Raw genomic sequence first — 25691 nt, forward strand, 5'->3', positions numbered from 1 at the left:
CGCATTTCATGCAGGGCCAGGTGAGACTGATCCAAAATGAGGATGATCAGGCGTTTCCGAATCCAGGAAGCGCCTGAATAAGAATAGGAAGGGGATTCGACTATGAGCTTTCTGAACAAAAAACATACAGCCGCTGTGGACAGTGCCCCGGCAGCTGACGGTTTAACCGGAACCGCAGAGGATGTCGATGCGGTGATGAAAAAATATGACAGGGAATCGAACGTCCGTGTATGGGAAGGAAAGCCGAAAGCCGTGATCCGTTTCCTGATGGCAGCATTTTCCCTGTTCTGCATTTACCTGACCCTGGTAGATAAGAGTCTTCCGGAGGTTCGCCTGACACTGTTTCTGGCTATGATCATTATCATCGGATTTTTAAACTATCCGGTCAAAAAAGGGCACGTCCGTGTAAACTACATTCCGTGGTACGATGTTGTACTGATGGTCGCAGGCGCAGGTCCATTTCTTTACTTTGCAGCAAACGCACAGAAAATCCTGTTAACCAGCTACAGTGTCATTTCCAAAGACCCGTTTATGCTGGCTCTGGCCATCGTTGCCATTCTTGTTCTGGTTGAGCTTTGCCGTCGGTGTGTTGGTCTGCCGATCCTGTTTGTAGTCGGTGCACTGCTGATCTACACCTTTGCAAATGTCCGTTTTGGTAAGGTTGTTTACGATCTGTTCTACACCACAAACGGTGTTATGAACACTCCGATCAATGTATGTCAGAAATACATTGTGGTATTCATTATCTTTGGTGCTTTTCTGGAGCGGACCAGTATTTCCGCATTCTTCATTGACCTTGCAAACTGCGTGGCAGGTTCCTCCTGCGGCGGCCCGGCGAAGGTAGCCGTTATTTCTTCCGCACTGTGCGGTATGGTTTCCGGTTCTTCCGTAGGAAACACTGTAACCACCGGTTCCGTCACCATCCCGATGATGATCAAGACCGGCTACAAACCGGATTTTGCAGGCGCTGTTGAGGCAGCAGCATCCACCGGCGGACAGATCATGCCGCCGATCATGGGCGCAGCCGCATTCCTTATGGCAGAGTACACCGGTGTTCCGTACTCCCGCATTGCAGTTTTAGCAATCCTTCCGGCAATCCTGTACTTTGCAGGCATTTACATTGCCGTACATCTGGAAGCAAAGAAGCTTGGCTTAAAGGGACTTGACAAAGAAAGCCTTCCGAAATTCAGCTATCTGATCCGCAAGATTTATCTGCTGGCTCCGCTTGTAGTTCTGGTCGTTCTGGTATCCAATGGTACCCGTACCATGCAGAGCTCCGCAGCAATCGCAATCCTGGTAACCATCGTTGTAGGCCTGTTCAACTCCGATAACCGCATCAACGTAAGCAAGATCATCGATGCGCTGGAGGCAGGCGGCAAGGGAACCATCACCGTAGCATCTGCATGTACCATGGCTGGTATCGTAGCGGGCTGCATCACCTCTACCGGTCTTGCATCCAAGCTCCTGCGTGCCATTGTATCCGCATCCGGCGGTGTCATGATCGTAGCACTGCTTCTGACCATGCTTTGCTGTATCGTTCTTGGTATGGGCGTTCCGACCACCGCAACCTACTGCATTATGGCAGCAACCTGTGCCCCGATCCTCATGAGCCCGGAAATCGGCGTTGAGATGCTTGCAGCACACTTCTTCGTATTCTACTTTGGTATCGTTGCAGATATCACCCCGCCGGTTGCATTGGCCGCCTACGCAGGCGCCGCCATCGCAAAGGCCGGACCGATGAAGACCGCATTCAATGCAAGCCGTCTTGCCATCGCAGCATTTATCGTACCGTACATCATCGCCATGAACCCGGCAATGCTGTTCATCAACACCACCATCCCGGAGGTTGTTATGATCACCATTACCAGCATCATCGGTATCTTTGGTGTGGCAGCCGGCTTAAGCGGTTTCGTATTCCGCAACATGAAGTGGTGGGAGAGAATCCTCTGCATCGTTGGAGGACTTACCCTTTTAGTACCGGGCAGCCTGACTGACCTCATCGGACTGGTTCTCGTAGGCGCTGTGTGCGTACTGGGATATCAGGCAGCGAAGAGAGAGAAGGAAGCGCTGGCTGCGTAAAATTCACAATTTAAAATATGACAAGGGTCGCGTGAGCTGAGAAAGGCAACTCACACGGCCCTTTAAGTTATCAATATTTTTATTCTGTAATTGGGCAGTATACAGGATTATTGCTGATTGAATTTCCCAAAATACAGGAATTTTTGTAAAATCAATTGCCTGAGTGCTAGTGTACTGTTTTTGTGAATGCCGGTACGTGGAAGCAGAAGTATTGTGCTGACATGCATAGCAGGTTTTAACGGAAAAAAGCAAAGGTTTAACTGCTCGTCTTTGGTCAGATCTTCCGGGAGAAATCCAACACCTAATCCTTCTGATATCATTTTTCGAATGGTATGAAGTGTTTCAACCTCGTAGGTGATTGAAGGGAAAAAATGATTGCAGGAAAGAGCGTCCTGTTCCATTTTCCGAAAAACATTGTTTCCTTTGGTCAGCAGAAAAGGGGTCTGATCGAGCATAGTGAACGAAAATGTTTGATTTCGGATAGCAGAAACAGCAGGATGGCTTTCTGGAAGTGCCAGAAAATAAGCTTCCCGATGAAGAAGGATTGCTTCTGATTGGAACTTTTCTGGTGTGTGGGTAGCTGTAATTGCGAGATCAGCGAATCCATGTTCCAGATATTCTTCAGCCATAGAAACAGATCCGACCGTAACTTCCAATGAGGTGTGTGGAAATTGTCTGACAAATTCGGGCTGAATATGGGAGCGGAAAAAATACTGTACTTTTGGAGATAAGATCAGATGGATGACCTGATGCTGTTTTGCTTTCAGTCGTTCCAGTGCTTGCATTCCTTTTTTATATTCCTGCAGAAGCTCACGCGCTCCGTTTAGATAAAGAATCCCTTCCTCTGTCAGGCGCATTTCCCGGTTATCCCAGACAAACAGGTTCACACCAATTCGCTTTTCTAAAATCTTTACTTCTCTGGAAAGTGTAGACTGCGACATGAAATTTTTTTCCGCAGCCCGGGTTACACTTTTTAATTCTGCAATGTCAATCAAATATTCTAATTGTTTTATATCCATTTCAAATCAGTCCTTGTCTTTTCTATCTGCTTGATTCATAAATTCTTCACGGAATTTTTCAATCAGGGGATCACATTCCATCTGATATAACGGATTTACAGACAACTGTTCTGTAAGAAGATAGATGAGATAGCGCTCTGGAAAACTTAAACGGTGATTGGAATTCCAGAGAATCCCGGATGTGATCCGGAAGGAAGAATGAATCCGGAAGAAATACAGATCCGTGCATTGTGCTGCGTAAAGACTTGGAAGCATTCCGATACCGAGTCCGGAACGGATCAAAGTGGAAAGTATGGTAACATTGGATGTCTGATATGCAATCATAGGCGAAAAATCACAGCGGGCAAATTGTTCGGCACATACCTGACCAATCGAAGTGTCAGGTGTCATCATGATGAATGGGGAATCTGCAAATTGGTTCAGGCTGGCAGTTGCGGGGAAATCAGGATTTGCGGAAGCTTTCCCGGCCATGCGGTGATATGGCGGAACTGCGAGCAAAAGCTCTTCGTGATGGATGGGGGCAAATAAGAAATGATCGCGGTCATTTTTCAGGGCGGTGCTGACAATCAGGGATACTTGCCGGTTTTTCAGGTATTCCCGAAGCTGGTTTGTATAACCTTCCTGAATAGACAGTCTGATTTGCGGAAACTGATGGATAAAAAGTGGATACAATTTTGCTATTTCAGCGGCACCACGATGCGGAGAAATACCAATGGAGAGATACTCTGTCTGGGCAGTGTGCAAAAGGTTCATGGAGCTGAGGGTTTTTTCCTGAATTTCCTGCATACGCCGTGCCATATCAAGGTAAAGAAAACCAGCAGGGGTAGGATATAGCTTTTTCCGGTAGCGCCGGAATAATTCCATACCAAGTTCTCCTTCCAGATTGGAAAGATATTTACTCAGCGCGGGCTGAGAGATTCCAAGTTTTTGGGCGGCACCGGAAAGATTCTGACAGGAAGCGATTTCTAAAATATAAGGCAGTTGCTCTAATTTCATAAAGACTCCTTTTCCATAACTTTTATACATAGTTTATATAAGCTTCGTGCGATTGTCAATCGTCAGTTGGAAGCATAAAATAAAACTAAAGTTCCTGCTTACACCACATGATAATAATGCGAAGGAGGAATTTGATATCTGCAGATGAATGAAATAAGAGTGTGAATGTGGTGAAAAATTACAAAGGAAAATATTGGAGGGAGAGATACGATGGAGAATATGAATCTGTATATTGTTGTTGGCGTGCTGATCTTTATGATCATCATGTTTTTACTGCAAAAAGCTACGTATGGCGTAACTGCCATGACCTGCGTTGCAATTCTGGTACTTACCGGAGTGCTGGATTTCACGACGGCGTTTTCTGGCATCATCAATAAAAATACCATTCTTGTTGCAACGGTAATGGTAGTAGGAAACGCAATTGGAAAGACAAGTGTGACCAGAAAAATAAAAGCAGGAATCAACCACCTGAAAGGAAAAAGCGGATTGATCCTGATGCTGGCCATGTTCGGATTTACGATACTGTTGTGTCAGGTTATGGGACAGGTTGCAGTTCTCACGATCATGTTTGTTTTTGTTCAGACTCTGGATGATGATGGAGAGGTGTGTTCGTCCAGAATGCTGTATCTGATTGTTGCAATGCTTTGTGCATGGACCGGACGGTTCCCTGTTGGAATGGGTGCCGCATTGCCGATGCAGGCCAACGCTTACTATGAAGGTATGGTGACAGACCCGGCACAGACACTTGGCATGTTTGATATGACAAAAGTAGCTATCATTCCGGCATTGGCCTTAACAGTGTATTCTTTATTTGCGTGGAGACTTTTACCGAAAACTACGTTGGACAGTTCGGCGGTAAAAACAAACCAGAGCGCACAGAAAGAAGAAACATCAATTTCTGGATTTCAGGAATTTATTGTATTTGCAGTATTTTTTGCGGTAGTGATTGGATTCCTTTTTTCAGATTTACTTGGAAATCAGGCATATATGATTTCTGTTGTAGGTGTGCTGCTGATCATCTATACAAAGACGATGAAACGCGAAGAAGTTGTAGAAATCATGACAAGCGATATGGTATGGATGATTGCCGGCATGCTGGCTATGTCTTCGGCCCTTAGCTCTTCTGGTGCAGGAGAAGCAATTGGAAATTTTGTATTGAAAATTCTTGGGGAAAACCCAAGTGGTCTTAAGGTTTTAACTGTTTTTGGAATAACAACCGTAGTTATGACAACATTTTTATCCAACACCGGAAGCATGGCAGTATTAACTCCGATCGCGGCAAGTACTGCATTGGCTGGTGGTATGGATCCGAGGGCGGTAGTGCTGGTTGTAAATGTTGCTTCCTGGTTTGCGCTTGCTTTTCCAACTGGCTGCGCTGCCGGAACCATGGTTTATGCAATTGGTAAATACGATCCGATTAAGCTGTTGAAATTTAACATTCCATATCTGATTATTGCTGTTGCAACATTGATTTTCAGTACAAATCTGTTTTTCCCGGTATATGGTTAAGCAAATAAAAGGAGGAAGAGAAAGATGGCATTAACAAAAGAAGAGAGAGAAAAATGGCTGGCAGTTCTCGACAGAACCGGAGGAAGAAAAAAAACGGGACGTGAAGGCCGTGTAATTCCGGAAGATTATAAACAGTGGAAACAGTATACGGAACGCAAAGAAGTTGTGGTTGAAGTTCCATCTGTGGGTGTTCCGGTAAAATGTTATATCACAATGGCAAAAGACCGGAAAAACGGATGCCCGGTTCATGTCAACATGCATGGCGGCGGATTCATTTTCCTTCAGGACGGGGATGATGATCTGTATTGTGAACACTTGGCTGCGCGGATTCATGGAATTGTTGTAGATATTGATTACGCAAGCTCTTTAGATCATGCTTATCCGGTTGCGTTTGAACAGTCTTACCGCGTTGTAAAGTGGGTATTTGAACAGTGTGAATCCTGGGGGGCTGATCCGAAAAAGGTTTCCATTGGTGGACACAGCGCAGGTGGTTGTCTGGTAGCAGCAATCTCCCTGAAAGCCGCACAGACAAAGGATTTTAAAGTATGCTTACAGGTGCTCGACTATGCAGCAAATGACAACTATATGCCAATGACCGATACAAGCGGAAAGTCAGACCGCTCCCAGGCGTTTTCCATGCTTTATGCGGATGGAGACGAAGAACTCTTAAAACAGCCATTTGTATCACCGGTATTCGCGACTGCGGACATGATGGAGAATCAGCCGGAAACGCTGATTGTCAATGCGCAGAATTGTCCGTTCTGTCTTGCGAATGAAGAGTACGGAAGAAAACTGGTTGAGGCCGGTGTTACCGTGACAATGCGCAGATTCCGGGAGAGCCATCATGGATTTACCGTAAGAATGAGCGATGAATGGAAAGAAGCACAGGAACTGATCATCCGCCAGATTCTTTCTGCAAACAATTAAAATATGTGACAAGGCTCGTATGAGCTGCCTTTCGGCAGCTCATACGGGCCTATTAAAATCTACAATAGTTATATAATATATAGAAATTTAAAATAAAAACTCCTTTTTTGCGCATACTATGTTCAGAATGAATGGCGCAGGAAAGGAGTTTTTTTATGCAGGTGGGAAAAGCAAGCTTGCGTTTTGAGCATCCTGCTTTTGTGGCATCCTGGGCTTCGGTCGCGGGAAAGAAGGAAGGGCAGGGGCCGCTATCGGGCGGGATTGATGTCACCGAGCAGGATGAGATGTTTGGAATGGAAAACTGGGAACAGGCAGAGAGTGCCATGCAGAAGCAGGCGGCAGATCTGGCGCTGGAGAAGGGAAATATTCACCGGAGAGAGGTGCGCTATCTCTTTGCGGGGGATCTGCTGGGGCAGCTGATCGCGACTTCTTTTGGGACGGTGGATCTGGAAATTCCGCTGTTTGGGCTTTACGGGGCCTGTTCTACGATGGGAGAAGCCATGGGACTTGGGGCGATGTGTGTGGATGCGGGACATGCAGACCGGGTCCTTGCAATGGCATCCAGCCACTTTGCGACAGCAGAAAAACAGTTCCGTTTTCCGCTTGGATATGGAAACCAGAGGGCACAGAGCGCATCGTGGACAGTGACCGGCTGTGGGGCGGTAGTATTGGAACGTGGGGAAAAAGCCGGAAACCTGCCAGCGCCACGTATTGCGGTAACCGGGATCACAACCGGGAAAATGGTGGATATGGGAACGAAGGATTCCATGAATATGGGCGCCGCCATGGCCCCGGCGGCCTGGAACACCATCTGTCAGAATCTGGAGGATTTTGGTGTGGATGTTTCCTATTATGACAGGATTATCACCGGGGATCTGGGGGCAGTCGGGCAAAAGGTACTTCTCGATTTTATGAAGAGCAGCGGCCAGGAGCTTGCGGGACGCCATATGGATTGCGGTCTTGAAATTTATGACAGGGGTTGGCAGGACGTACACGCAGGTGGAAGTGGATGCGGCTGCGCGGCGGTAACGCTGTGTGCAAAGATTCTTCCAAAGCTGAAGCGTGGGGAATGGAAACGGGTTTTGTTTGTGCCGACCGGGGCACTGCTTTCCACCGTAAGCTATAATGAAGGACAGAGCATTCCGGGAATTGCCCACGCAGTTGTGCTGGAACGGATGGAGGGATAACGATACGATGAACAATGATATCAATCATATGATCAGCATGCTGGCTGATGTTGCAGGTAGCAGTATGGGCAGTGCATCTGGCAGTGTGGTAATGGAACTGATCCGGGCCTTTCTTGTGGGAGGCGTGATCTGTGCCCTTGTGCAGATCCTGCTTGACCGGACGAAGCTGATGCCGGGCCGGGTGATGGTGTTTCTGGTTGTAAGCGGCACCATTTTAGGATGGCTTGGACTTTATGAACCGTTTTTGGAATGGGCCGGAGCCGGAGCAGGTGTACCGCTCCTTGGATTTGGCAATACGCTGTGGAAGGGGGTCGCAAAGGCAATCGGAGAGGAAGGCTGCATTGGAATCTTCAAAGGCGGCCTCACAGCTGCCTCCGCCGGAATCGCAGCAGCGCTGGTGTTTGGGTATCTGGGGGCGCTGATCTTCAAACCTAAAATGAAAGAATAACAATTTGATTAACTTTAATAGGGCCATGTGAGTTACCTTTCGGCAACTCACACGGCCCTTGTCATATACTTAAATTGCTAAATGTACTTTAATCGATGATGATTCCGCCCTGGTCAGCACTTCTTGCGTGCAGTGCATACCGTTTCAGGTATCCTTCTACTGGCTGTGGCTCATAGTGGAATGCCGCCTTTCTGCGTGCAAGCTCCTCGTCGGATACATGAAGCTCCAGCTTTTTGTTCGGGATATCGATCTCGATCTCATCGCCGTCTTCAATGAGGGCAATCGGACCGCCAGCAGCAGCTTCTGGGGAAATATGGCCGACGAAGCAGCCGTTGTTGGTGCCGGAGAAGCGGCCATCGGTGATGAGGGCGGTGCATTTATTTAAGCCCTGGCCGTAGAGCAGCTTCATAGGCTTGAACATTTCCGGCATGCCAGGTGCACCCTTCGGACCCTCGTAGCGGACAACCACAACGTGTCCTGGCTTGATCAGCTGCTTTGCGATGGCATCGCTGACAGCATCCTCGCTGTCAAAGCAGATGGCTTTTCCGGTAAAGTGGCGGACCTCCTCTGCCACAGCGGCAGGCTTTGCCACGGCAGTGTCAGGTGCAAGGTTGCCGTGCATGATGGCGAGACCTGCAAGGGTTGAGAATGGCTTCTCTAAGGAGGTGATGACATCCGGGTTCTTTGGATACAGGCTGCGGCAGGAGGCGGCGTTTTCGCCGATGGTCTTGCCGGTTACAGTCATACAGTCGTTATACAAAAGTGGCTTCATCTGACGCTGAACCTCCGGGATACCTCCGGCCTTGTAGAAGTCTTCGGCGTCGAATTCCTTGGATGCCGGGTTGATGCGGCAGATCAGCGGGATGCTGTTTCCGTATTCCTCAAACCATCCCATGACAGTTTTGGAATCCAGTCCGATCTCATGTGCGATGGCGAGAGTGTGGATGACGCAGTTGGTGGAGCCTCCGGTTGCCATGAGCACCATGATGGCGTTGCGGATTGCCTCCGGTGTGATGATATCGCGGGAGGTAATGCCCTCAAGTACCATATGAACAGCGGCCTCGCCGGACAACAGTGCGGCACGCAGACGGTCATTGTATACAGCCGGGATCGCTGCGGAGCCCGGAAGGCTTAAGCCGAGAGATTCTGCCATGCAGCACATGGAGTTTGCGGTTGCCATATGCTGGCAGGAGCCGACCGTCGGGCAGCACAGCTCCGTGATATCCTCCAGGACATCGTGGCCGATCTTTCCTACCTGGTACATACCGTAAGCCTCCTCGATGGAGGTGGAGTCTGATTTGCGCTTGCCGCCGAAGGACTGGCCGCCGAGCATGCATCCTCCTGCGAGGAAGATACATGGAATGTCCAGTCTTGCGGCTGCCATCAGCATGCCGGGAACGGTTTTGTCGCAGGAGCCGATGAGCACCAGACCGTCCAGACGGTGGGCAAGTGCCATGGTTTCAATACTGTCTGCCACGAGTTCACGGGACGGGAGAGAGTAGCGGGCACCGCTGTGGGTAGTGCAGACACCGTCACAGACTGCGATGCAGCCAAATTCTACCGGAGTGCCGCCAGCGCGGTAAACGCCGTATTTGACCTGCTCTGCCAGCTCTTTTAGGTGGCGGTGGCCCGGGACAATGTCGGTAAAGGAATTGCAGACACCGATGATCGGGCGGGACATGTCATCATTGGAGAAGCCGTTTGCCTTGTAAAGGGTGCGGCAGGAGATGAGACTGTCCGGAAGAAAGGTACCGGATTCAAATTTCTTTTGCATGTGAATACCCCCTGATTGATTATTTTATAGTTTTTTGAGAACCCTGATTGATGAAATCCCAGAAAATCTGGGCTGGCCGGGAAAGCTTCCGCCCTTTTTTGCGGATCAGCCGGATCGAGGTGGAGACCGTTGGGGTAATGGGAACACCAACGGTATTTTCCCGTTTGTAGTATTCGTAAAAATTCTGCGACAGCAATGCGACACCCATATTCAGTGAGACAAGCGCCATAATGTTGTCGGGCCTGAGCCCATTGAAGCGGGATGCCGGCGTAAACCCGGCCTTTAGGCAAAGCTGCATGCAGACATAGTGAAGCTCTGCCTGCTCCCCGATGAGGATCATGGGATCGTTCCTTAAGGCGGAAAGAGGGATGCTGGTTTCTCTTGAAAGAGGGTGGCTTTTTGGAAGCACAGCAATGATGTCCTCCCGCACAAACTCAATTGCGTCATACGCAGACATACCGCTGCGGAATGGGCGGACAAAGGCCAGCTCGACATCGCCGGAGTCCAGCATTTTGGGAATGACACCGGGTTCAAACTCCGAGGTTCCTACGGCAATCTCCGGGTGGAGACTGCTAAAGCGTGCCATGAGATCGGCGATTTTGTAGGCACCGATCAGTGGGCAGGAGGCAATGCAGATCTGTGGGTTTTTGCGTGCCTGCTCTTTTTTCAGATACTGTTCCCTGCTGATCTGTTCAATGCTCCGGTGTGCCTCCAGCATCTTTTCAACATAGGGTAAGATCTGATAGCCAGCTTCGGAGAGTGCGCAGTTTTTAGAATTGCGGATAAACAAGGTCAGCCCCAGCTCCTGCTCTAATGCAGCAATGTGCTTGGAAAGGGCAGACTAGGACACACAAAGCTCCTCCGAGGTGCGGGAAAAGCTTAAATAATGCGATAATGCGGCAAATTCCTCATAATACCGTATGTTTGACATAAGATACCTTCTCATAAACTGTCAGATTATTGTTGCAAACATTTTTTATTATAGCGCATCTGTTCCAAAATGGAAAGAGTATAGAAAACAATTTATTCCATTCTGGAAATGATGACAACGCAATTCGAATTGCAGATGCATGCAATAAATGATATGATGCTGATAGTGATAAATAATTAACAAATAAAAACGAAGGAGGTTACATGTTATGAGCAAAGAGGTACGCACAATCGGAATTGTCGGAACCGGGATCATTGCGACCAGCATGGCAGTGCTGACAACGGGACATGGGTTTAAGACGGTGGTTTATGCGCGCAGCGAAGCATCGGCACAAAGATGCCGCAACGATTATGAAAATCACTGGAAAAGTCTGGTAGGACACGGGCTTGCGACCAGTGAGCAGGTGGATATCTGCAAAACTTATCTGGTAATCTCACAGGACTATAAGGCTATGGCGGATGCGGAGATCGTCTTTGAGAGTGCACTGGAGAACCCGGATGTCAAGCATGATATCTATCATATTCTGGAGGATACCTGCCCGGATGTGAAGGCAATCTGCTCGGTAAGCTCCTCCATTGTGCCGGATATTCTTGCAGAAACCTGTGAAAAATATGGCGATTGGATCATCGTAACGCATCCGTTCAATCCGGTACATATGGTCCCTTATTTTGAATTATGCGGTGGAAAACGGACTGCTCCGGGTGTGATCGAATACGTCTACCAGCTTCTGGAGGAGTTAGACAGAAAACCGGTTGTTTTGAAAAAACCGACCCCGGGTTTTATCGGAAACCGACTCCAGTTCGCATTGTGGAGAGAGGTACTTGCCCTAGTAGAGGAGGGTGTGGCAGATCCGAGAGACATCGACCGGGCATTGCAGTACAGCTTCTGCCCGCGCTATACCTCCATCGGTATTTTCGAGCATTTCGATAATGGCGGTCTGGAGCTGAACCGGACAACCTGTAAAAATCTGTTCCCGGTCATCAGCGATACCAAGACTGTGCCGGAATGTATCGATAAGCTGATCGCAGAAGGAAAAACAGGCGTGAAGGCGGGAGAGGGCTTTTACGACTGGCGTGGAGTGGACATGGACGCATACCGTGAACGTGTCAATGCACCGTACTGGAAGTTCTGTGAGTGGGATCTTCCAAAGGAAAAAATGTAAAAACACGGAATGTTAGGAGGGGTTAGAATGACACAGAAATTTAGTATGGAACGGGCAAAGCTGGTGAAGATCGCAATCTGCTTTCTGATCGTGGCAATTTTCTGGGTGATGCCGGCACCGGCGCCGATGACAACAGCCGGTATCCGCGTGATCGGTGTATTTATCGCCACCGTAATTCTGCTGTCTGCGGTTGATACTGTGTGGCCGGCTATGCTGGCAGTCGTATTACTGTCCAGAACTGGTGCAACCACATTAAACGGAGCCATCAGCGGAAGCCTTGGAAACTGGGTCGTATATTTTGTATTGATGACCTTTATTATGACACATGCGCTGAATGAGTCCGGCTTTACCTCACGTCTGGTTGCAAAATTCATGAGCCAGAAATTCGTGAACAGGAATCCATGGACCTTCACGATTTCCCTTGGTGTTCTGGGCATGATCCTTGGCGCGTTTATCGACCAAGTTCCGGCAGCAGCATTTATGCTTGCCTTCGTGAACCGGATCTATCAGGAGCTTGGCTATTCCAAGGATGACAGCTACCCGCATATCACCAATATCATTACCCTGTTTGGTGTCAATATTGGTGGTGCCATGACTCCAATCTCCCATTCGCTGATTATTTTGGGACTGGGCGTGTATGAGTCTGCAACAGGACAGAGCATCAGCCTGTTTACCTACCTTCTGTTTGGTATCCCGACCGGCATTATTCTGTTTGCAATCATGGCACTGATCATCCGCCTGATCGCAAAGCCGGACTTCGGCAAATTCAAAAACTTTGATGTGAGCCGGGTTCTGGACCAGCAGGGACCAATGGACCTGCGCGAGAAGGTAACTGTATTTGTCTTCTTCCTGACTGTCCTTCTGTGGATCATCCCGGGCTTCTTAAAGCTCTTTATCCCGGATGCGGCCTTTGTCAAGGCGCTCAACAGCTACGGAATCACTTTCTGGGCGACCTTATCCGTTGTATTGATGGGAATCATCAGCATTGACAATAAGCCGCTGATCGATGTGCGTGACATCGTGAATAAGCATATCAACTGGGGCATTCTGATCTTCATCAGCATCGGTGTTTATTTCGGAAGCGTGATCTGTGCAGAGGAAACTGGAGTGAATGCATTCATGTCTGCCTACATCAGCCCGCTGATCAGCCATGTTCCGACGATGGCGGTGGTTCTGATCATTGCCTATGCAGCAGTATTTATGACCAACTTTGCGTCAAACGTATCGACGATCACGGTTATGACCGGTCTGGGAGTTGCCCTTGGCATGAGCACCGGAGTGGTCAATCTGGTGGCAATCTCCATGGTAACCAGCTTCTGTGGTTCCGCTGCATACCTGATGCCATCCAGCTTCGCAGTCATTGCAATGCTCCACGGCAACGAATACAGCAGTAAGAACCAGATATATAAATATGGTATCATCATGATGCTGCTTACACCGCTTGTGGTAACACTCATTGGATATACGCTTGGAACCATGTTATAAAACGGAGGATTGCGAAAGAATACCGATAAAAAAAGTTGTTTCGAAATATAAGAAATGCAATATAAAAAATGCAGGAAAGCCGGAGTGGTTTTCCTGCATTTTTGTGTAAATGGATATCATGGAGACGCCAGTGGCGCTATGGTTCACAATGCGGAAGTGTCAGCAACACCTAGTCCCGTCCAGGCCCATTCGATACCGCGGAAGAAGGGCGGGTGCTTGCACCGCCAGGCCCAAGACCTGGAACGGCAGTTCCGGAGCCGCCGGAGCTTCCAGAGCTTCCGGAGGTGGTGCCTGCATCGTCCGGTCCCAGATAGGACGGATCGATGGTAACGCTTGTGTGGCCGGAGCAGCGTTTGGTTGGCATTGCGTATTTGGAATCGTCGGTCTCGCCTTCCTCGTCAGCTGGCAGGGCAATACGCACATGGGAGGTCTTCGGGCAGTTCGGGCCCGGAAGGAGTCCGGTTACGCTGCAGACGGTTGTGAGCACATGGGTGTTGCACATCTCTGTCGGTACGGTTCCCTTGGCAAAGTATTCCGTGTAGACAGCGTCACCACGCGGGTCGTGGGAGCAGACACCCGGAATGGCCAGCTTGCCGGATTTACGGCAGATCTCTGCGGTTTCGATGCTGTCCGGAACGGTGAAGCCCGGGTCACTCAATCCCTCGTGGACACGGGTCATGATCTTGCGCCAGATATCCTTGTGGAAGGAGGTTCCGCCGTTCTGTGCGGTCAGCTTCTGGTTCTCATCGCAGCCGCCCCACACACCGGCAGTGTAATAAGGTGTATAGCCGATAAACCAGATATCGTTGTTGTTGCTGGTCGTACCACTCTTACCGGCAGCAGACATGTTTGGCAGTGCGGCGCGGGTACTGGTGGAGCTGACGCTGACACCGGAGCTTGCGAAAATGTGGTTAGGCTGCATGGAATCCTCCATGGCATCCGTCAGTAAGAATGCAGTGGAATCCTTTAAAACGCGGTGGGTTTCCGGCTCATTATCGATCAGAAGCTTTCCATCGTGGTCCAGGATCTTCGTGAAGAAGACCGGCTTGGTATAAAGTCCCCCGTTTGCGATGGAGGCAAAGGCGGAGGTCAGCTCTAGGTTGGTGACACCGTTGGTGATACCGCCAAGGGCTGTTGCTGCGTTCATGTCGGTGTCCGTCAGGGTGGTGATGCCGAAGTTCTTGGCGTATTCCACACCGAGCTGTGGGCTTACGGTTTCCATCATGGTGCGCACGGCAACAATGTTCATGGAATAGATGATACCGTCGCGGATGCTGGAGTAGCCAAGATAACCCTGCTTGTACCAGTTTTTAAAGGTTTTTGTCCCCACAGTGAATGGAGCATCGTAGTAAACGCTTCCAAGTGTAGCCCCACAGGTGTCCAGGGCCGGGGCGAATGCAGTAATGACCTTAAAGGTAGAACCAGGCTGTCTGGTCGTGTCGGTAGCGCGGTTTAAGGTCAGGCTGGCTGTCTTGGTGCCGCGTCCGCCGCTGATCGCTTTCACCTGTCCGGTTTTCTGGTCCATGATGACGAAGGAAACCTGAGGTTCCAGTACCTTGCTGGAGCGTTCGCCGATTACGGTATCCCCTTCCTGCAGGATGGCTGCTTTATAGGCCTCCATATCTGCGTCTGCTTCCGCCTCGCTGTTGTAGAGACCGTCCCATCCCGGGTTTAGAGTGGAAGCGTGCCAGGATTTTAAATTCTTCTCTGAAAAGTGCTCCGTGGTGCCGTCGGCATGGGTTACAGAGAGACGGTATTCCACGCTGTAGCGGGCAGCAGAGTAGTTTGCAGGGTCATTGACCTCTTCGTCTACAATGGCCTGGATCGCAGGGTCCTGGGTGGTGTAGATCTGAAGACCGCCGCTGTAGAGCAGGTTGTGTGCCTGGGTCTCGGTGTAGCCGAGCTTTTCCATTAGTGTATCCTTTACCTGCTGGGTCAGCTCATCGGTAAAGTAGCTGTATGGAGTGGAGCTTTCTTTGGAAACGGTGTCGACCATCTGGATGCGGGCATAGACATCGTCTGCCAGGGCTTCCTCCTGCTGGGCCTTGGTGATATAGCCCTGTTCAAACATATACTGCAGGATCACCTTCCGTTTTTCGGCGTTGGCCTCTTGCCCGCTGATCGGGTTTAGGCGGGACGGATTCTGGGTGATGCCGGCAATGACGGTGCATTCCGAGAGTGTTAAGTCGGAAACATCCTTATTAAAATAGCGCCGGGCTGCAACCTTGACACCAAGGGCGTTATTGCCCAGGTTGATGGTGTTTAAATAGTTGGTTAAGATCAGCTTGCGGTCCATGGATTTTGTCAGCTGGAGTGCCAGGTACTGCTCCTGGAGCTTTCGCTCGAGCTTGGCACCGAAGCTGGTTTCCATGCCGCCGTTGAACATATTGTTTTTGATGAGCTGCTGGGTAATGGTACTTCCGCCTCCGCGGTTCTCGCCGGTCAGCACGCCGACTGCGGCACGGGAGATGGAACGCAGGTCGATGCCGTTGTGAGTCCAGAAACGGGAATCCTCAATGGCAACGAAGGCATTGATCAGGTCCTGGGGAAGCTCGTCGTAGGTGGCTTCTTCCCGGTTGGAGCCTGCAGTTACCAGCGTGTCGGTTAAGTTTCCGGCACTGTCATAAACGGTAGTGGCATAGCCGATGGGTACGATACTGTCCACATTCAGCTCCGGGGAATTGTCGATGATACCCATGACAATGCCGATGCCAATACTGGATATGACCAGAACGCAGAACAGACAGAGTACGCAGCAGGTTTTTGCAAAGGTGAGAAAAATACGGGAGCGGTATTTCCGGCCCCGCGACTCGGCAGCCTGCAAACGCTTTTCTGTAGCGTTTTTTCCATAATTCATTCGGAATCCTCCTTTTCAGGATGTGTACTGGCAGCTGTAAAGAGGTCTGACAGCTGCTGATGAGGGATAAAATGTTGTTTGTATCATGCGTGAACAACATAAAAATCCGTCTATCATTATACCAAAATGATTCTGATAATTCAACCGTGCGAAGCTTCGGCAAAATCCGTTGGTGTCTGCGAAACACATGGGCAGTCATGTTGCTTCTTGCCAGAAGTCTTCTTTACTGGTATGATAGGGAACGAGAGAAGCGAATCGTAAAAGAAACAGGTGATAGGAAGTAGTATACCCATGATGGAACGATATAAAATTCTTTATGAGGGCGGAGAAGGGGAATTAACCGAGAAAAAATCCCGCTTCATTGCTACCACAAGACCGGTAGAGAGCGAAGAAGATGCCGTCGCTTTTATCGATGAGATGAAAAAGAAATACTGGGATGCCCGGCATAACTGCTCGGCTTATGTGATCGGGGAGCGCGGCCAGGTGCAGCGCTGCAGTGACGATGGGGAGCCGGCCCAGACGGCAGGACGCCCAATGCTGGATGTGCTTTTGGGTGCAGAAGTGAAAAACATCTGTGTCGTGGTGACCCGTTATTTTGGCGGAACCCTGCTTGGAACAGGCGGACTGGTGCGTGCATATTCCGGCGCAGTGCAGGAGGGACTCAAAAACAGCGTGATCGTGGAGAAATGTCCGGGTGTGGAATTGAAGATCCATACCGATTACAATGGCATTGGCAAGATCCAGTACATCAATGCGCAGATGGAGATCCCGGTTCTGGATACCCAGTACACCGATGCAGTGGATGTTGTCTGCATGGTGCCGCTCGAAAAAGAGGGTTCCCTGGTTGCCCAGATCACCGAAAAGACTGGCGGCAAAGCTGTGATTACCCGGGAAAAGGAATGCTATTATGGCTTTGCAGACGGGGAACTGGTCCTGTTTTAAAATTTAAACAGAAAAAGCCCTGCAATTGAGGAAAAAACGCTTGCATTCCGTTCACCAGAATGCTATATTAATAACTTGTGATGAATGACGTGAAACTAAGGACCTGGCAACAAGTCCTTAGTTTTTTTAAAGAGAAAGAGGATTATTACGACTATGAAAATGAAGAGAGAAGACATCCGTAACATCGCGATCATTGCCCACGTTGACCATGGTAAAACCACTCTGGTAGATGAGCTGTTAAAGCAGAGCGGCGTTTTCCGTGCAAACCAGGAAGTGGCAGAGCGTGTCATGGACTCCAACGATATTGAGCGTGAGCGTGGAATCACCATTCTTTCCAAGAACACAGCAGTATTTTATAAAGATAAGAAGATCAACATCATCGACACCCCAGGACATGCAGACTTCGGCGGCGAGGTTGAGCGTGTACTGAAGATGGTAAACGGTGTTATCCTGGTTGTAGACGCATACGAGGGACCGATGCCGCAGACCAAATTCGTGCTGCAGAAGGCACTGGATCTGAACCTGTCTGTTATCGTCTGCATCAACAAGATCGACCGTCCGGAAGCAAGACCGACCGAGGTGATCGATGAGGTATTAGAGCTGTTTATGGATCTGGACGCATCCGACGAGCAGTTAGACTGCCCGTTCGTATTTGCATCTGCCCGTGCAGGTTTTGCAAAGAAAGAGCTGGACGATCCGGAAGTAGATATGAGCCCGCTGTTTGAGACCATCGTAAACTACATCCCGGCTCCGGAGGGAGACCCGGATGCAGATACCCAGATGCTCATCAGCACCATTGACTACAACGAGTTTGTTGGCCGTATCGGTGTCGGCAAAATCGACAACGGAAGCATCAAGGTAAACCAGGACTGCGTGATCGTAAACCATCACGATCCGGACAAGATGCGCCGCGTGAAGATTGGTAAGCTGTACCAGTTCGACGGCTTAAAGCGTGTAGAGGTTCAGGAGGCAACCATCGGTGATATCGTTGCAGTATCCGGTATCGCAGACCTTCACATTGGTGATACTATCTGTTCCCCGGAGAATCCGGAATCCATTCCGTTCCAGAAGATTTCTGAGCCGACGATCGCCATGAACTTCATGGTAAATGACAGCCCGCTTGCAGGCCAGGAGGGTAAGTTCGTTACCTCCCGTCATTTAAGAGAGCGTCTGTTCCGCGAACTGAACACCGATGTCAGCCTGCGTGTAGAAGAGACCGAGTCCCCGGATTGCTTTAAGGTTTCCGGACGTGGTGAGCTGCATCTGTCTGTCCTGATCGAGAATATGCGCCGTGAGGGCTTTGAGTTCGCAGTCAGCAAGGCTGAGGTTCTTTACAAATACAACGAGCGCAACCAGAAGTTAGAGCCGATGGAGTTAGCTTACATCGACGTTCCGGAGGAGTTTACCGGTGCGGTAATCCAGAAGCTGACCTCCAGAAAGGGTGAGCTGCAGGGCATGAGCCCGGCAAACGGCGGATATACCCGTCTGGAGTTCTCCATCCCGGCAAGAGGCCTGATCGGCTATCGTGGTGAGTTCATGACCGATACCAAGGGTAACGGTATCATCAACACCATTTTCGATGGTTACGGCCCGTTCAAGGGTGAGTTAAGCTACCGTAAGACCGGTTCCCTGATCGCTTACGAGAGCGGTGAGACCATCACCTACGGCCTGTTCAACGCCCAGGAGCGCGGTATCCTCTTTGTAGGACCGGGCGAGAAGGTTTACTCCGGTATGGTCATCGGCCAGAACCCGAAGACCGAGGATATCGAGGTCAATGTCTGCAAGACCAAGAAGCTGACCAACACCCGTTCCTCCAGTGCTGATGAGGCATTGAAGCTGGTTCCGAAGAAGATCATGAGCCTGGAGCAGTGCCTGGAGTTCATCGATACCGACGAGCTTCTTGAGGTAACCCCGGAGAACCTGCGTATCCGCAAGAAGATCCTGGATCCGACCATGCGTAAGAGAGCATCCTTTAAAAAATAAATATTGCCAGATTCCCTAAAACCTGGTGTGGACTTTTCTAGTAAAGCCAAGCTATTTTCGCCACACAGCTCCTTCCCGTACGGGAGGATGCTGTGTGGCGTTTTTTTGCATTGTATATCGAGGAGGCGCCAGTGGCGCGTACTCTTATAATTTCGAAAGGAGTTTACTATGACAGATACATATATGAAAGAAAAATCGGTATTCCCACTGCTGTTGTCGATGGCCTTGCCGATGGTAGTGTCTATGCTGGTCAATTCCCTTTACAACATTATCGACAGTTTTTTTGTGGCAAAGATCAGTGAAAACGCCATGACGGCCCTTTCCCTGGTCTATCCGGTGCAGAACTTTATCAGTGCTGCTGCCATTGGCTTTGGCGTGGGCATCAATGCACTGGTATCGCTGTATCTGGGTGCCGGAAATAAGAAAAAAGCCGGAAATGCAGCGGGGCAGGGGCTTTTCTGCTGCCTGGTCCACGGTGTCGTTCTGGCGGTGCTTTCCCTTCTGGTCATGCCGCATTTTTTAAATATGTTTACGGGTGATGAAGACGTAAAGGCGCTGGCAATCCGCTATGCTTCCATTGCTTTTTCGTTTGCACCGGTGATCATGGTGGGATTATTTTTTGAGAAGCTTTTTCAGGCGGTAGGGCGCATGAAGGTTGCCATGACAAGCCTGCTTTGCGGCTGTATCGCTAACATTATCCTGGACCCTTTGATGATCTTTGGAATCGGCATTTTTCCGGCAATGGGGATTACCGGGGCGGCGATCGCAACGGGGATCGGCCAGATGGTTTCCCTGACAGTATATCTGCTGATGTATGTGGGAAAACCGTTCCCGGTCAAATTTACTAGACAGGACCTGCAGCCAAATGGAGAAATCTTAAAGAAGCTGTATGGGATCGGCATTCCGGCTATCTTAAACATAGCGCTGCCATCCTTTCTGATCACCGCATTAAACGGCATTCTTGCTGCAGCTTCCGGCAGTTATGTGCTGGTGCTTGGAATCTATTATAAGCTTCAGACCTTCCTGTATCTTCCGGCCAGCGGCATTGTACAGGGACTGCGTCCGCTGATCGGATACAACTATGGGGCAAAAGAAATGAAGCGGGTGCGCAGGCTGTTTGAACTGACGCTGGTGATGTGTGCAGTCATTATGGCGGTTGGAACGTTTGGCTGTCTTCTGTTTGCAAAACAGCTTATGCAGCTGTTCACCACAAACCCGGAAACCGTGGCAGCGGGCACACAGGCATTACGCCTAATCTGCCTGGGATTTTTAATTTCTTCGGTTTCTGTGACCGCAAGCGGCGCGTTTGAGGGATTGGGAATGGGCATGTCTTCCCTCATCATTTCCCTGTGCCGTTATCTGGTGGTGATCCTGCCGGCTGCCTGGATCTTAAACCGGATCATGGGACCAGTGGGAGTCTGGCACGGATTCTGGATCAGTGAGTGGATCTCGGCGGCGGTTTCAGCCTGTCTTGTAGGACGATTTGCTTTCGCTGCTTTTCGGGAACGTTAGTTGGAGACAGCAAAACATTATAAAATCTGCTGCTTTTTTGCCTTTTGCATGGAAAATGTAACATTTTGCCGCCATTTGTCGAGCGAAAACCTGAATATTTTTTCTCATTTTCCCGTAAATATGATAATAGCTGAGAGCTAAAAGAAATGGGAAGAGGAGAGAAAATACTATGTCAGAAAAAGTGATCGAAAACAATAAGGTGAGTGTGATCGGAGAAATCATTTCCGGGTTTACCTTCAGCCACGAAGTATTTGGAGAGGGCTTTTATCTTGTGAACGTGGCAGTGAGCCGTTTAAGCGAGCAGGCCGATATCATCCCGCTCATGATCTCAGAGCGCCTTTTGGATGTCAAGGAAGATTATATTGGCTGCACGGTGGAGGCCATTGGCCAGTTCCGTTCCTATAACCGCCATGAAGGAATAAAAAACCGTCTGGTACTGTCGGTGTTTGTACGGGAAATCCATTTTATGGAGAAATTTACGGATTATACCAAGACGAACCAGATCTTTCTGGATGGTTACATCTGTAAGGCACCGGTTTACCGGAAAACGCCGCTTGGAAGGGAGATTGCAGATCTGCTTTTGGCAGTCAACCGCCCTTACGGCAAGTCAGACTATATCCCGTGCATTGCCTGGGGCAGAAATGCGCGGTTTGCTTCTGGCTTCGAGGTGGGAACCAGAGTGCGCGTATGGGGCCGTGTGCAGAGCCGGGAGTACACCAAAAAACTCAGCGAGACTGAGTGCGAGAAGCGGGTGGCTTACGAGGTTTCCATCAGCAAGCTGGAATGCGGGGATCCGGAAGAGGAAGTGTGAGGATGCGAAGCATCAGCGCGGCTGTGCTGGCGGATTTATGTATGTGAACCGCAATAAGAATAGCCGCAGTCTTAACAGATTAACTTGCAAATCACATGGGAATGTGTTACGATTAGCACGCTTGTATAAACGATGCTAAGAAAAACAGAGGTGCAAAAGCGATGAGTACAGGAAGACTAGAGGTCATCTGCGGCAAAGACAGCTCAGGAAAGACAGCGATGGCCCTTGGCAGAGCGCTCCAGGCGCTCACAGAGCAGAAAACCGTGATCGTGATCCAGTTTTTAAAAGGCAGTGAGAAAACAGGAAATCTGGACGTATTAAAGCGAATGGAGCCGGAACTGAAGATATTCCGCTTCGAAAAATCAGACCGCTACTTTGCAGAGTTAAGTGATTCTGAAAAGAAAGATGAGCAAGTCAATATCCGCAATGGATTAAATTATGCAAAGAAGGTACTGACCACAGAGGAGTGTGATCTTCTGGTTCTCGATGAAGCCCTTGGGCTGGTTGACCAGAATATCGTAACGGAAGAGGAACTGGAGGGCATTTTAAACTGCCGTGACCAGGTCCAGGTCATTGTGACCGGAAAGGTACTGCCGGAAGGCATCCACCGGATCGCAGATAAAGTGGAATATGTAGATTGTTCCACCTGTTCCAGATAGGTTTAAGTTGACAATTAAAATGGTTAATGCTAGTATTATACATAAACAGGCAAGTAGAGGTTGCGCGAAGCATGAGTAAAGAATCGGATGCACCAGAAGCAGAAGAGGATTCTTTGAAAGGGCGGGCGCCGAAGATAGAGGACGGTCTGGAAGTCATTTATCTGGGGACAGGGTGAAGAATCCTGTAACTGTCATCCAACCGGATGGAGAGCTACTTAAAGCAAAAAGCACAAAAGCGACTTTAAGAGGGCTGACCGGAATTTGTCAGTCCCTTTTTTATTTCATAGGAAAGTGCATCCTATGAAACAAAAAAGTGCTCCGCAGGGATGCGCGCTCGGCGCAAAGGTAGATGGTTGCCAAAGCAACCGCGCCTCGGCGCGAGAATGTGCCAAGGCACATTCTTTTTTACATTGCATGTCGGAACAGTGCGGTGGCGTATCCGTTGATTGACGCCTGCAATACATAAACATATGAGGAGGAAAAGAACATGGCTATTTTTGAGGGCGCTGGTGTTGCATTGGTAACCCCGTTTACAGAATCTGGAGAGGTAAATTATGATAAGCTTGCTGAGCTTTTGGAGGAGCAGATCGCAGGCGGTACCGATGCGATCATCGCATGCGGCACTACCGGTGAGTCTGCAACCATGAATCACGAGGAGCATCTGGATGTGATCCGTTTCACCTGCAAGGTGGTAAACAAGCGTATCCCGGTTATCGCAGGAACCGGTTCCAACTGTACCAGAGAGGCAATTCACCTTTCCAAGGAGGCTGAGAAGGCTGGAGCAGACGGACTGTTGTTAGTAACTCCTTATTACAATAAGGCAACCCAGAATGGTCTGATCGCACACTACACCGCGATCGCAGAGTCTGTAAACATTCCGTGTCTTTTATATCATGTGCCGACCCGTACCGGTCTTACCATGAAACCGGAGACCATCGTAAAGCTTTGCCGCGATGTGAAAAACATTGTTGGCGTGAAGGAAGCAAGCGGCAACTTCTCCGTGATCGCAGAGATCATGCACCTGGCAAACGGTTGCGTAGATCTGTATTCTGGCAACGACGACCAGATTGTTCCGCTTCTGGCTATGGGCGGCAAGGGCGTTATCTCCGTTCTGTCCAACGTTGCTCCGAGACAGACCCACGAGATCTGCGAGAACTTCTTCAAGGGCGATATCCAGAAGAGCTGCCAGATGCAGTTAGACGCCATTCCGGTGATCAACGCACTGTTCTGTGAAGTAAACCCGATCCCGGTTAAGGCTGCCTTAAATCTGATGGGCAAAGAGGCTGGTCCGTTAAGACTGCCGCTTACCGAGATGGAGCCGCAGAACCAGGAACGTCTGAAAAAGGCAATGCAGGAGTATGGAATCCTGTAAAATGGGAATGTACGCAGCATTTGCAAAGAATCAAAAAGACAGCTGCCTGTGTCATGGAATGCAGCTGTCTGGAAACGTGCAAATAGAACCACAAACGAAAGAACAGGACTTGCACAGGAGGACTTATAAAATGGTAAAAATGATCATGCACGGCTGCAATGGTGCGATGGGACGCACCATTACCGGTCTGGCAAAGGAGATGGATGGCATTGAGATCGTAGCCGGAATCGATGTCAATCCGGTAGTTTTAAGTGATTATCCGGTGTTTGCATCTTTAGAGGAATGTAACGTTGAGGCAGATGTGATCGTCGATTTTGCTTCTGCAAAGGCAGTGGACCATCTGCTGGATTACTGCGCGGCACACAAGATGCCTCTGGTACTCTGCACGACCGGACTTTCCGCAGAGCAGATTGAAAAAGTAAAAGAGAGCAGCAAACAGACTGCGATCCTGCGCTCTGCGAATATGTCCCTTGGCATCAATACCCTCATGAAGCTGGTCCAGGATGCGGCAAAGGTGCTGGCGAATGCAGGCTTTGACATTGAGATTGTCGAGAAGCACCACAACAAAAAACTGGATGCGCCGAGCGGCACTGCACTGGCTCTGGCAGATTCCATCAACGAGGCGATGGCCAACCAGTACCATTACAAATATGACCGCAGCCAGGAGCGCGTAAGACGTGACGAGAAAGAGATCGGTATCTCTTCCGTGCGCGGCGGTACGATTGTAGGTGACCACGATGTGATCTTTGCCGGAACGGATGAGGTCATTACCTTCAGCCACACCGCTTATTCCAAGGCAATTTTCGGAAAAGGTGCACTGCAGGCAGCACTGTTTCTGGCAGGCAAAGAGCCGGGACTGTACGACATGCAGGATGTGATCGGTTAATTTTATAAAAAGATAAAAATGGAAGTTCTGATTTTGATAAAATAGTTTCTTCTTTCTCATACTAACAGCAGGATGTATTCCTGAAATAGGTTGTTTCGTGGAAAAGTACAGTCTATGAAACAAAAACGCTCCGCCTGGATGCGCACTCTTTTTCACTTCGGGAATTCATTAGGAAAGAAAGGAGAATACGATGATGAAAAAAATCAGAATGACTGCATGTGTGCTGATCTTCGCCATGACTGTTTGTCTTTTAGCGGGATGCAGCAACCAGAATGGAAACAACATGGCAGATGAGGCAACGACTGCAAGCCAGGGAGCACCGAATGGCCAGAACGGAAACGGCCGGGGCACCGCTGCCGGGAAAAACGACACAAATAACATGGAAAGCGGAATGGCCGGTGAAAACGGCGGAGCCGGAAATGGCACGAGTGGAACCGGAGGTACTACCAGAAATGGCGGAATCAACGGAAACGGCACCAACACAACCGGGGAAAACACCGGGAATGGTGTAAATGGAGCGGGTGGAGCTGCTGGAAACTTAAACCAGACAAACGGAAATGTTGGGAATTCTGCAGCAGAAAACCGCACCGGAGGCCAGGAAAGCACTGGCGTGGTGGACGGACTCGTGGATGATGTGGAGCGCGTTGTGCAGTAAGAAAGTTATTTGGTTTTTCTTGTTTTTTAGAATAACATCGCTTTTCAAAAGCGATGTTATTCGTTTTTCATGTACATAGGAGGACTTTTGATCAGAACATGGAATCGGTCATGCCGCAGCTGGAGAAAACAGTGCATCCGGCGGATGGCATGGAATTATCAGCGTTCCAGACACATAAGGTGTATCCGCAGAATTCTGGTGGCTGCGATCTGTCTGGAAATTGCAGCAGGAACGGCATTATTCTGGCAGGAAAAGCGCCCGGAGCTTTCTCTGGTACGCAGGGAAGAAATCTGTGAAGTGGAGCTTATTTCCAAAGAGGCAATTGCTCCGGGCAATGCTGTGAGTGGTGAGTCGGAACAGGATATTTACGGAATCCGGCTGGATACAAAAAATTTAGAAGTCCAGTTTTACCACAGGAAGGATTTTATCCGACAATAAAAAAGCGGCGGCTGCTGTTTGTGCAGTGCGTGAACAGTAACAGGAATGGATTGTAACAG

General features: G+C 49.4%; 21 protein-coding genes, 1 pseudogene and 1 riboswitch. Of the genes and pseudogenes, 16 read left to right on the plus strand and 6 right to left on the minus strand.

The features are described from left to right. Nucleotides 1-102 precede the first annotated feature (102 nt). Nucleotides 103-2079 (plus strand): TRAP transporter fused permease subunit, encoded by a 1977-nt coding sequence (locus tag DW922_RS12745; RefSeq protein WP_118726773.1) that lies wholly within the window; start codon nucleotides 103-105, stop codon nucleotides 2077-2079. Nucleotides 2080-2186: 107 nt separating this feature from the next. On the opposite strand, the gene DW922_RS12750 is transcribed toward DW922_RS12745, so the two are convergent. Continuing rightward, nucleotides 2187-3098: a LysR family transcriptional regulator gene (locus DW922_RS12750; RefSeq protein WP_118721198.1), complete on the minus strand. Its 912-nt coding sequence runs from the start codon at nucleotides 3096-3098 to the stop codon at nucleotides 2187-2189. 6 nt (nucleotides 3099-3104) lie between these two features. Further along, complete coding sequence (locus DW922_RS12755; protein WP_195715065.1) at nucleotides 3105-4094, minus strand: LysR family transcriptional regulator; 990 nt, start codon at nucleotides 4092-4094, stop codon at nucleotides 3105-3107. Between the two features lie 210 nt (nucleotides 4095-4304). Here DW922_RS12755 and DW922_RS12760 point away from each other — a divergent pair, with 210 nt between their 5' ends. The 4 genes from DW922_RS12760 to DW922_RS12775 all read left to right on the plus strand — a co-directional run bounded on the left by DW922_RS12760 (nucleotide 4305) and on the right by DW922_RS12775 (nucleotide 8165). Continuing rightward, the gene (locus DW922_RS12760) at nucleotides 4305-5603 is read left to right on the plus strand and encodes an SLC13 family permease (protein WP_243032215.1); all 1299 of its coding nucleotides are present in this window, start codon (nucleotides 4305-4307) and stop codon (nucleotides 5601-5603) included. A 24-nt stretch (nucleotides 5604-5627) separates the two neighbouring features. After that, complete coding sequence (locus DW922_RS12765) at nucleotides 5628-6530, plus strand: alpha/beta hydrolase fold domain-containing protein (protein ID WP_118721196.1); 903 nt, start codon at nucleotides 5628-5630, stop codon at nucleotides 6528-6530. Between the two features lie 155 nt (nucleotides 6531-6685). Next, the gene (locus DW922_RS12770; RefSeq protein ID WP_118726775.1) at nucleotides 6686-7717 is read left to right on the plus strand and encodes a stage V sporulation protein AD; all 1032 of its coding nucleotides are present in this window, start codon (nucleotides 6686-6688) and stop codon (nucleotides 7715-7717) included. Nucleotides 7718-7808: 91 nt separating this feature from the next. After that, nucleotides 7809-8165 carry a SpoVA/SpoVAEb family sporulation membrane protein gene (locus DW922_RS12775; RefSeq protein ID WP_118721215.1) on the plus strand — a complete coding sequence of 119 codons (357 nt, stop codon included), beginning with the start codon at nucleotides 7809-7811 and terminating at the stop codon, nucleotides 8163-8165. A gap of 88 nt (nucleotides 8166-8253) precedes the next feature. Here the strand turns inward: DW922_RS12775 and ilvD are convergent, their stop codons facing one another. The 3 genes and pseudogenes from ilvD to DW922_RS18425 all read right to left on the minus strand — a co-directional run. Continuing rightward, nucleotides 8254-9939, minus strand: coding sequence for a dihydroxy-acid dehydratase (gene ilvD, locus DW922_RS12780; protein ID WP_118726776.1), 1686 nt, complete (start codon nucleotides 9937-9939; stop codon nucleotides 8254-8256). Nucleotides 9940-9958: 19 nt separating this feature from the next. Then, nucleotides 9959-10657, minus strand: coding sequence for a LysR family transcriptional regulator substrate-binding protein (locus DW922_RS12785; RefSeq protein ID WP_347560315.1), 699 nt, complete (start codon nucleotides 10655-10657; stop codon nucleotides 9959-9961). 39 nt (nucleotides 10658-10696) lie between these two features. Then, nucleotides 10697-10768: pseudogene (locus DW922_RS18425) on the minus strand (hypothetical protein); the annotation flags it as partial. A gap of 310 nt (nucleotides 10769-11078) precedes the next feature. Here DW922_RS18425 and DW922_RS12790 point away from each other — a divergent pair. Both DW922_RS12790 and DW922_RS12795 read left to right on the plus strand, forming a co-directional pair. Beyond that, nucleotides 11079-12032, plus strand: coding sequence for a 3-hydroxyacyl-CoA dehydrogenase family protein (locus tag DW922_RS12790; RefSeq protein WP_118726778.1), 954 nt, complete (start codon nucleotides 11079-11081; stop codon nucleotides 12030-12032). Between the two features lie 27 nt (nucleotides 12033-12059). Then, complete coding sequence (locus DW922_RS12795; RefSeq protein WP_195715066.1) at nucleotides 12060-13517, plus strand: SLC13 family permease; 1458 nt, start codon at nucleotides 12060-12062, stop codon at nucleotides 13515-13517. 169 nt (nucleotides 13518-13686) lie between these two features. Here the strand turns inward: DW922_RS12795 and DW922_RS12800 are convergent, their stop codons facing one another. Next, nucleotides 13687-16374 (minus strand): transglycosylase domain-containing protein, encoded by a 2688-nt coding sequence (locus DW922_RS12800; protein WP_118721189.1) that lies wholly within the window; start codon nucleotides 16372-16374, stop codon nucleotides 13687-13689. Between the two features lie 291 nt (nucleotides 16375-16665). On the opposite strand from DW922_RS12800, the gene DW922_RS12805 reads away from it, so the two are divergent. The 9 genes from DW922_RS12805 to DW922_RS12845 all read left to right on the plus strand — a co-directional run bounded on the left by DW922_RS12805 (nucleotide 16666) and on the right by DW922_RS12845 (nucleotide 25632). Further along, entirely contained in the window at nucleotides 16666-17316 is a 651-nt protein-coding gene (locus tag DW922_RS12805) for a YigZ family protein (protein ID WP_118721188.1), read from the plus strand. A 153-nt stretch (nucleotides 17317-17469) separates the two neighbouring features. Continuing rightward, a complete protein-coding gene (gene typA / locus DW922_RS12810) occupies nucleotides 17470-19299 on the plus strand; it encodes a translational GTPase TypA (protein ID WP_118726780.1) in 1830 nt (609 codons plus the stop codon). Nucleotides 19300-19467: 168 nt separating this feature from the next. Continuing rightward, nucleotides 19468-20811, plus strand: coding sequence for an MATE family efflux transporter (locus DW922_RS12815; protein WP_118726781.1), 1344 nt, complete (start codon nucleotides 19468-19470; stop codon nucleotides 20809-20811). Nucleotides 20812-20980: 169 nt separating this feature from the next. Next, nucleotides 20981-21622 carry a single-stranded DNA-binding protein gene (locus tag DW922_RS12820; protein WP_118721186.1) on the plus strand — a complete coding sequence of 214 codons (642 nt, stop codon included), beginning with the start codon at nucleotides 20981-20983 and terminating at the stop codon, nucleotides 21620-21622. A gap of 161 nt (nucleotides 21623-21783) precedes the next feature. Further along, complete coding sequence (locus DW922_RS12825) at nucleotides 21784-22281, plus strand: cob(I)yrinic acid a,c-diamide adenosyltransferase (RefSeq protein ID WP_118721185.1); 498 nt, start codon at nucleotides 21784-21786, stop codon at nucleotides 22279-22281. 46 nt (nucleotides 22282-22327) lie between these two features. After that, a riboswitch (Lysine riboswitch) is annotated at nucleotides 22328-22503 on the plus strand. Nucleotides 22504-22768: 265 nt separating this feature from the next. Then, nucleotides 22769-23653 (plus strand): 4-hydroxy-tetrahydrodipicolinate synthase, encoded by an 885-nt coding sequence (gene dapA, locus DW922_RS12830; RefSeq protein ID WP_118726782.1) that lies wholly within the window; start codon nucleotides 22769-22771, stop codon nucleotides 23651-23653. A 130-nt stretch (nucleotides 23654-23783) separates the two neighbouring features. Beyond that, nucleotides 23784-24539 (plus strand): 4-hydroxy-tetrahydrodipicolinate reductase, encoded by a 756-nt coding sequence (dapB, locus tag DW922_RS12835; protein ID WP_118726783.1) that lies wholly within the window; start codon nucleotides 23784-23786, stop codon nucleotides 24537-24539. A 190-nt stretch (nucleotides 24540-24729) separates the two neighbouring features. Further along, entirely contained in the window at nucleotides 24730-25194 is a 465-nt protein-coding gene (locus DW922_RS12840; protein WP_147353381.1) for a hypothetical protein, read from the plus strand. Nucleotides 25195-25281: 87 nt separating this feature from the next. Beyond that, the gene (locus DW922_RS12845; protein ID WP_118726785.1) at nucleotides 25282-25632 is read left to right on the plus strand and encodes a hypothetical protein; all 351 of its coding nucleotides are present in this window, start codon (nucleotides 25282-25284) and stop codon (nucleotides 25630-25632) included. Nucleotides 25633-25691 lie beyond the last annotated feature (59 nt).

Source organism: Clostridium sp. AM42-4 (genome assembly GCF_003480105.1).
GTDB lineage: Bacteria > Bacillota > Clostridia > Lachnospirales > Lachnospiraceae > Brotaphodocola.

Bases quoted from the DNA above. Each gene is read 5' to 3' on its own strand.
- DW922_RS12745 (WP_118726773.1), top strand. From the start codon at position 103: ATGAGCTTTCTGAACAAAAAACATACAGCCGCTGTGGACAGTGCCCCG.
- DW922_RS12750 (WP_118721198.1), bottom strand. From the start codon at position 3,098: ATGGATATAAAACAATTAGAATATTTGATTGACATTGCAGAATTAAAA.
- DW922_RS12755 (WP_195715065.1), bottom strand. From the start codon at position 4,094: ATGAAATTAGAGCAACTGCCTTATATTTTAGAAATCGCTTCCTGTCAG.
- DW922_RS12760 (WP_243032215.1), top strand. From the start codon at position 4,305: ATGGAGAATATGAATCTGTATATTGTTGTTGGCGTGCTGATCTTTATG.
- DW922_RS12765 (WP_118721196.1), top strand. From the start codon at position 5,628: ATGGCATTAACAAAAGAAGAGAGAGAAAAATGGCTGGCAGTTCTCGAC.
- DW922_RS12770 (WP_118726775.1), top strand. From the start codon at position 6,686: ATGCAGGTGGGAAAAGCAAGCTTGCGTTTTGAGCATCCTGCTTTTGTG.
- DW922_RS12775 (WP_118721215.1), top strand. From the start codon at position 7,809: ATGGAACTGATCCGGGCCTTTCTTGTGGGAGGCGTGATCTGTGCCCTT.
- ilvD (WP_118726776.1), bottom strand. From the start codon at position 9,939: ATGCAAAAGAAATTTGAATCCGGTACCTTTCTTCCGGACAGTCTCATC.
- DW922_RS12785 (WP_347560315.1), bottom strand. From the start codon at position 10,657: ATGCTGGAGGCACACCGGAGCATTGAACAGATCAGCAGGGAACAGTAT.
- DW922_RS12790 (WP_118726778.1), top strand. From the start codon at position 11,079: ATGAGCAAAGAGGTACGCACAATCGGAATTGTCGGAACCGGGATCATT.
- DW922_RS12795 (WP_195715066.1), top strand. From the start codon at position 12,060: ATGACACAGAAATTTAGTATGGAACGGGCAAAGCTGGTGAAGATCGCA.
- DW922_RS12800 (WP_118721189.1), bottom strand. From the start codon at position 16,374: ATGAATTATGGAAAAAACGCTACAGAAAAGCGTTTGCAGGCTGCCGAG.
- DW922_RS12805 (WP_118721188.1), top strand. From the start codon at position 16,666: ATGATGGAACGATATAAAATTCTTTATGAGGGCGGAGAAGGGGAATTA.
- typA (WP_118726780.1), top strand. From the start codon at position 17,470: ATGAAAATGAAGAGAGAAGACATCCGTAACATCGCGATCATTGCCCAC.
- DW922_RS12815 (WP_118726781.1), top strand. From the start codon at position 19,468: ATGACAGATACATATATGAAAGAAAAATCGGTATTCCCACTGCTGTTG.
- DW922_RS12820 (WP_118721186.1), top strand. From the start codon at position 20,981: ATGTCAGAAAAAGTGATCGAAAACAATAAGGTGAGTGTGATCGGAGAA.
- DW922_RS12825 (WP_118721185.1), top strand. From the start codon at position 21,784: ATGAGTACAGGAAGACTAGAGGTCATCTGCGGCAAAGACAGCTCAGGA.
- dapA (WP_118726782.1), top strand. From the start codon at position 22,769: ATGGCTATTTTTGAGGGCGCTGGTGTTGCATTGGTAACCCCGTTTACA.
- dapB (WP_118726783.1), top strand. From the start codon at position 23,784: ATGGTAAAAATGATCATGCACGGCTGCAATGGTGCGATGGGACGCACC.
- DW922_RS12840 (WP_147353381.1), top strand. From the start codon at position 24,730: ATGATGAAAAAAATCAGAATGACTGCATGTGTGCTGATCTTCGCCATG.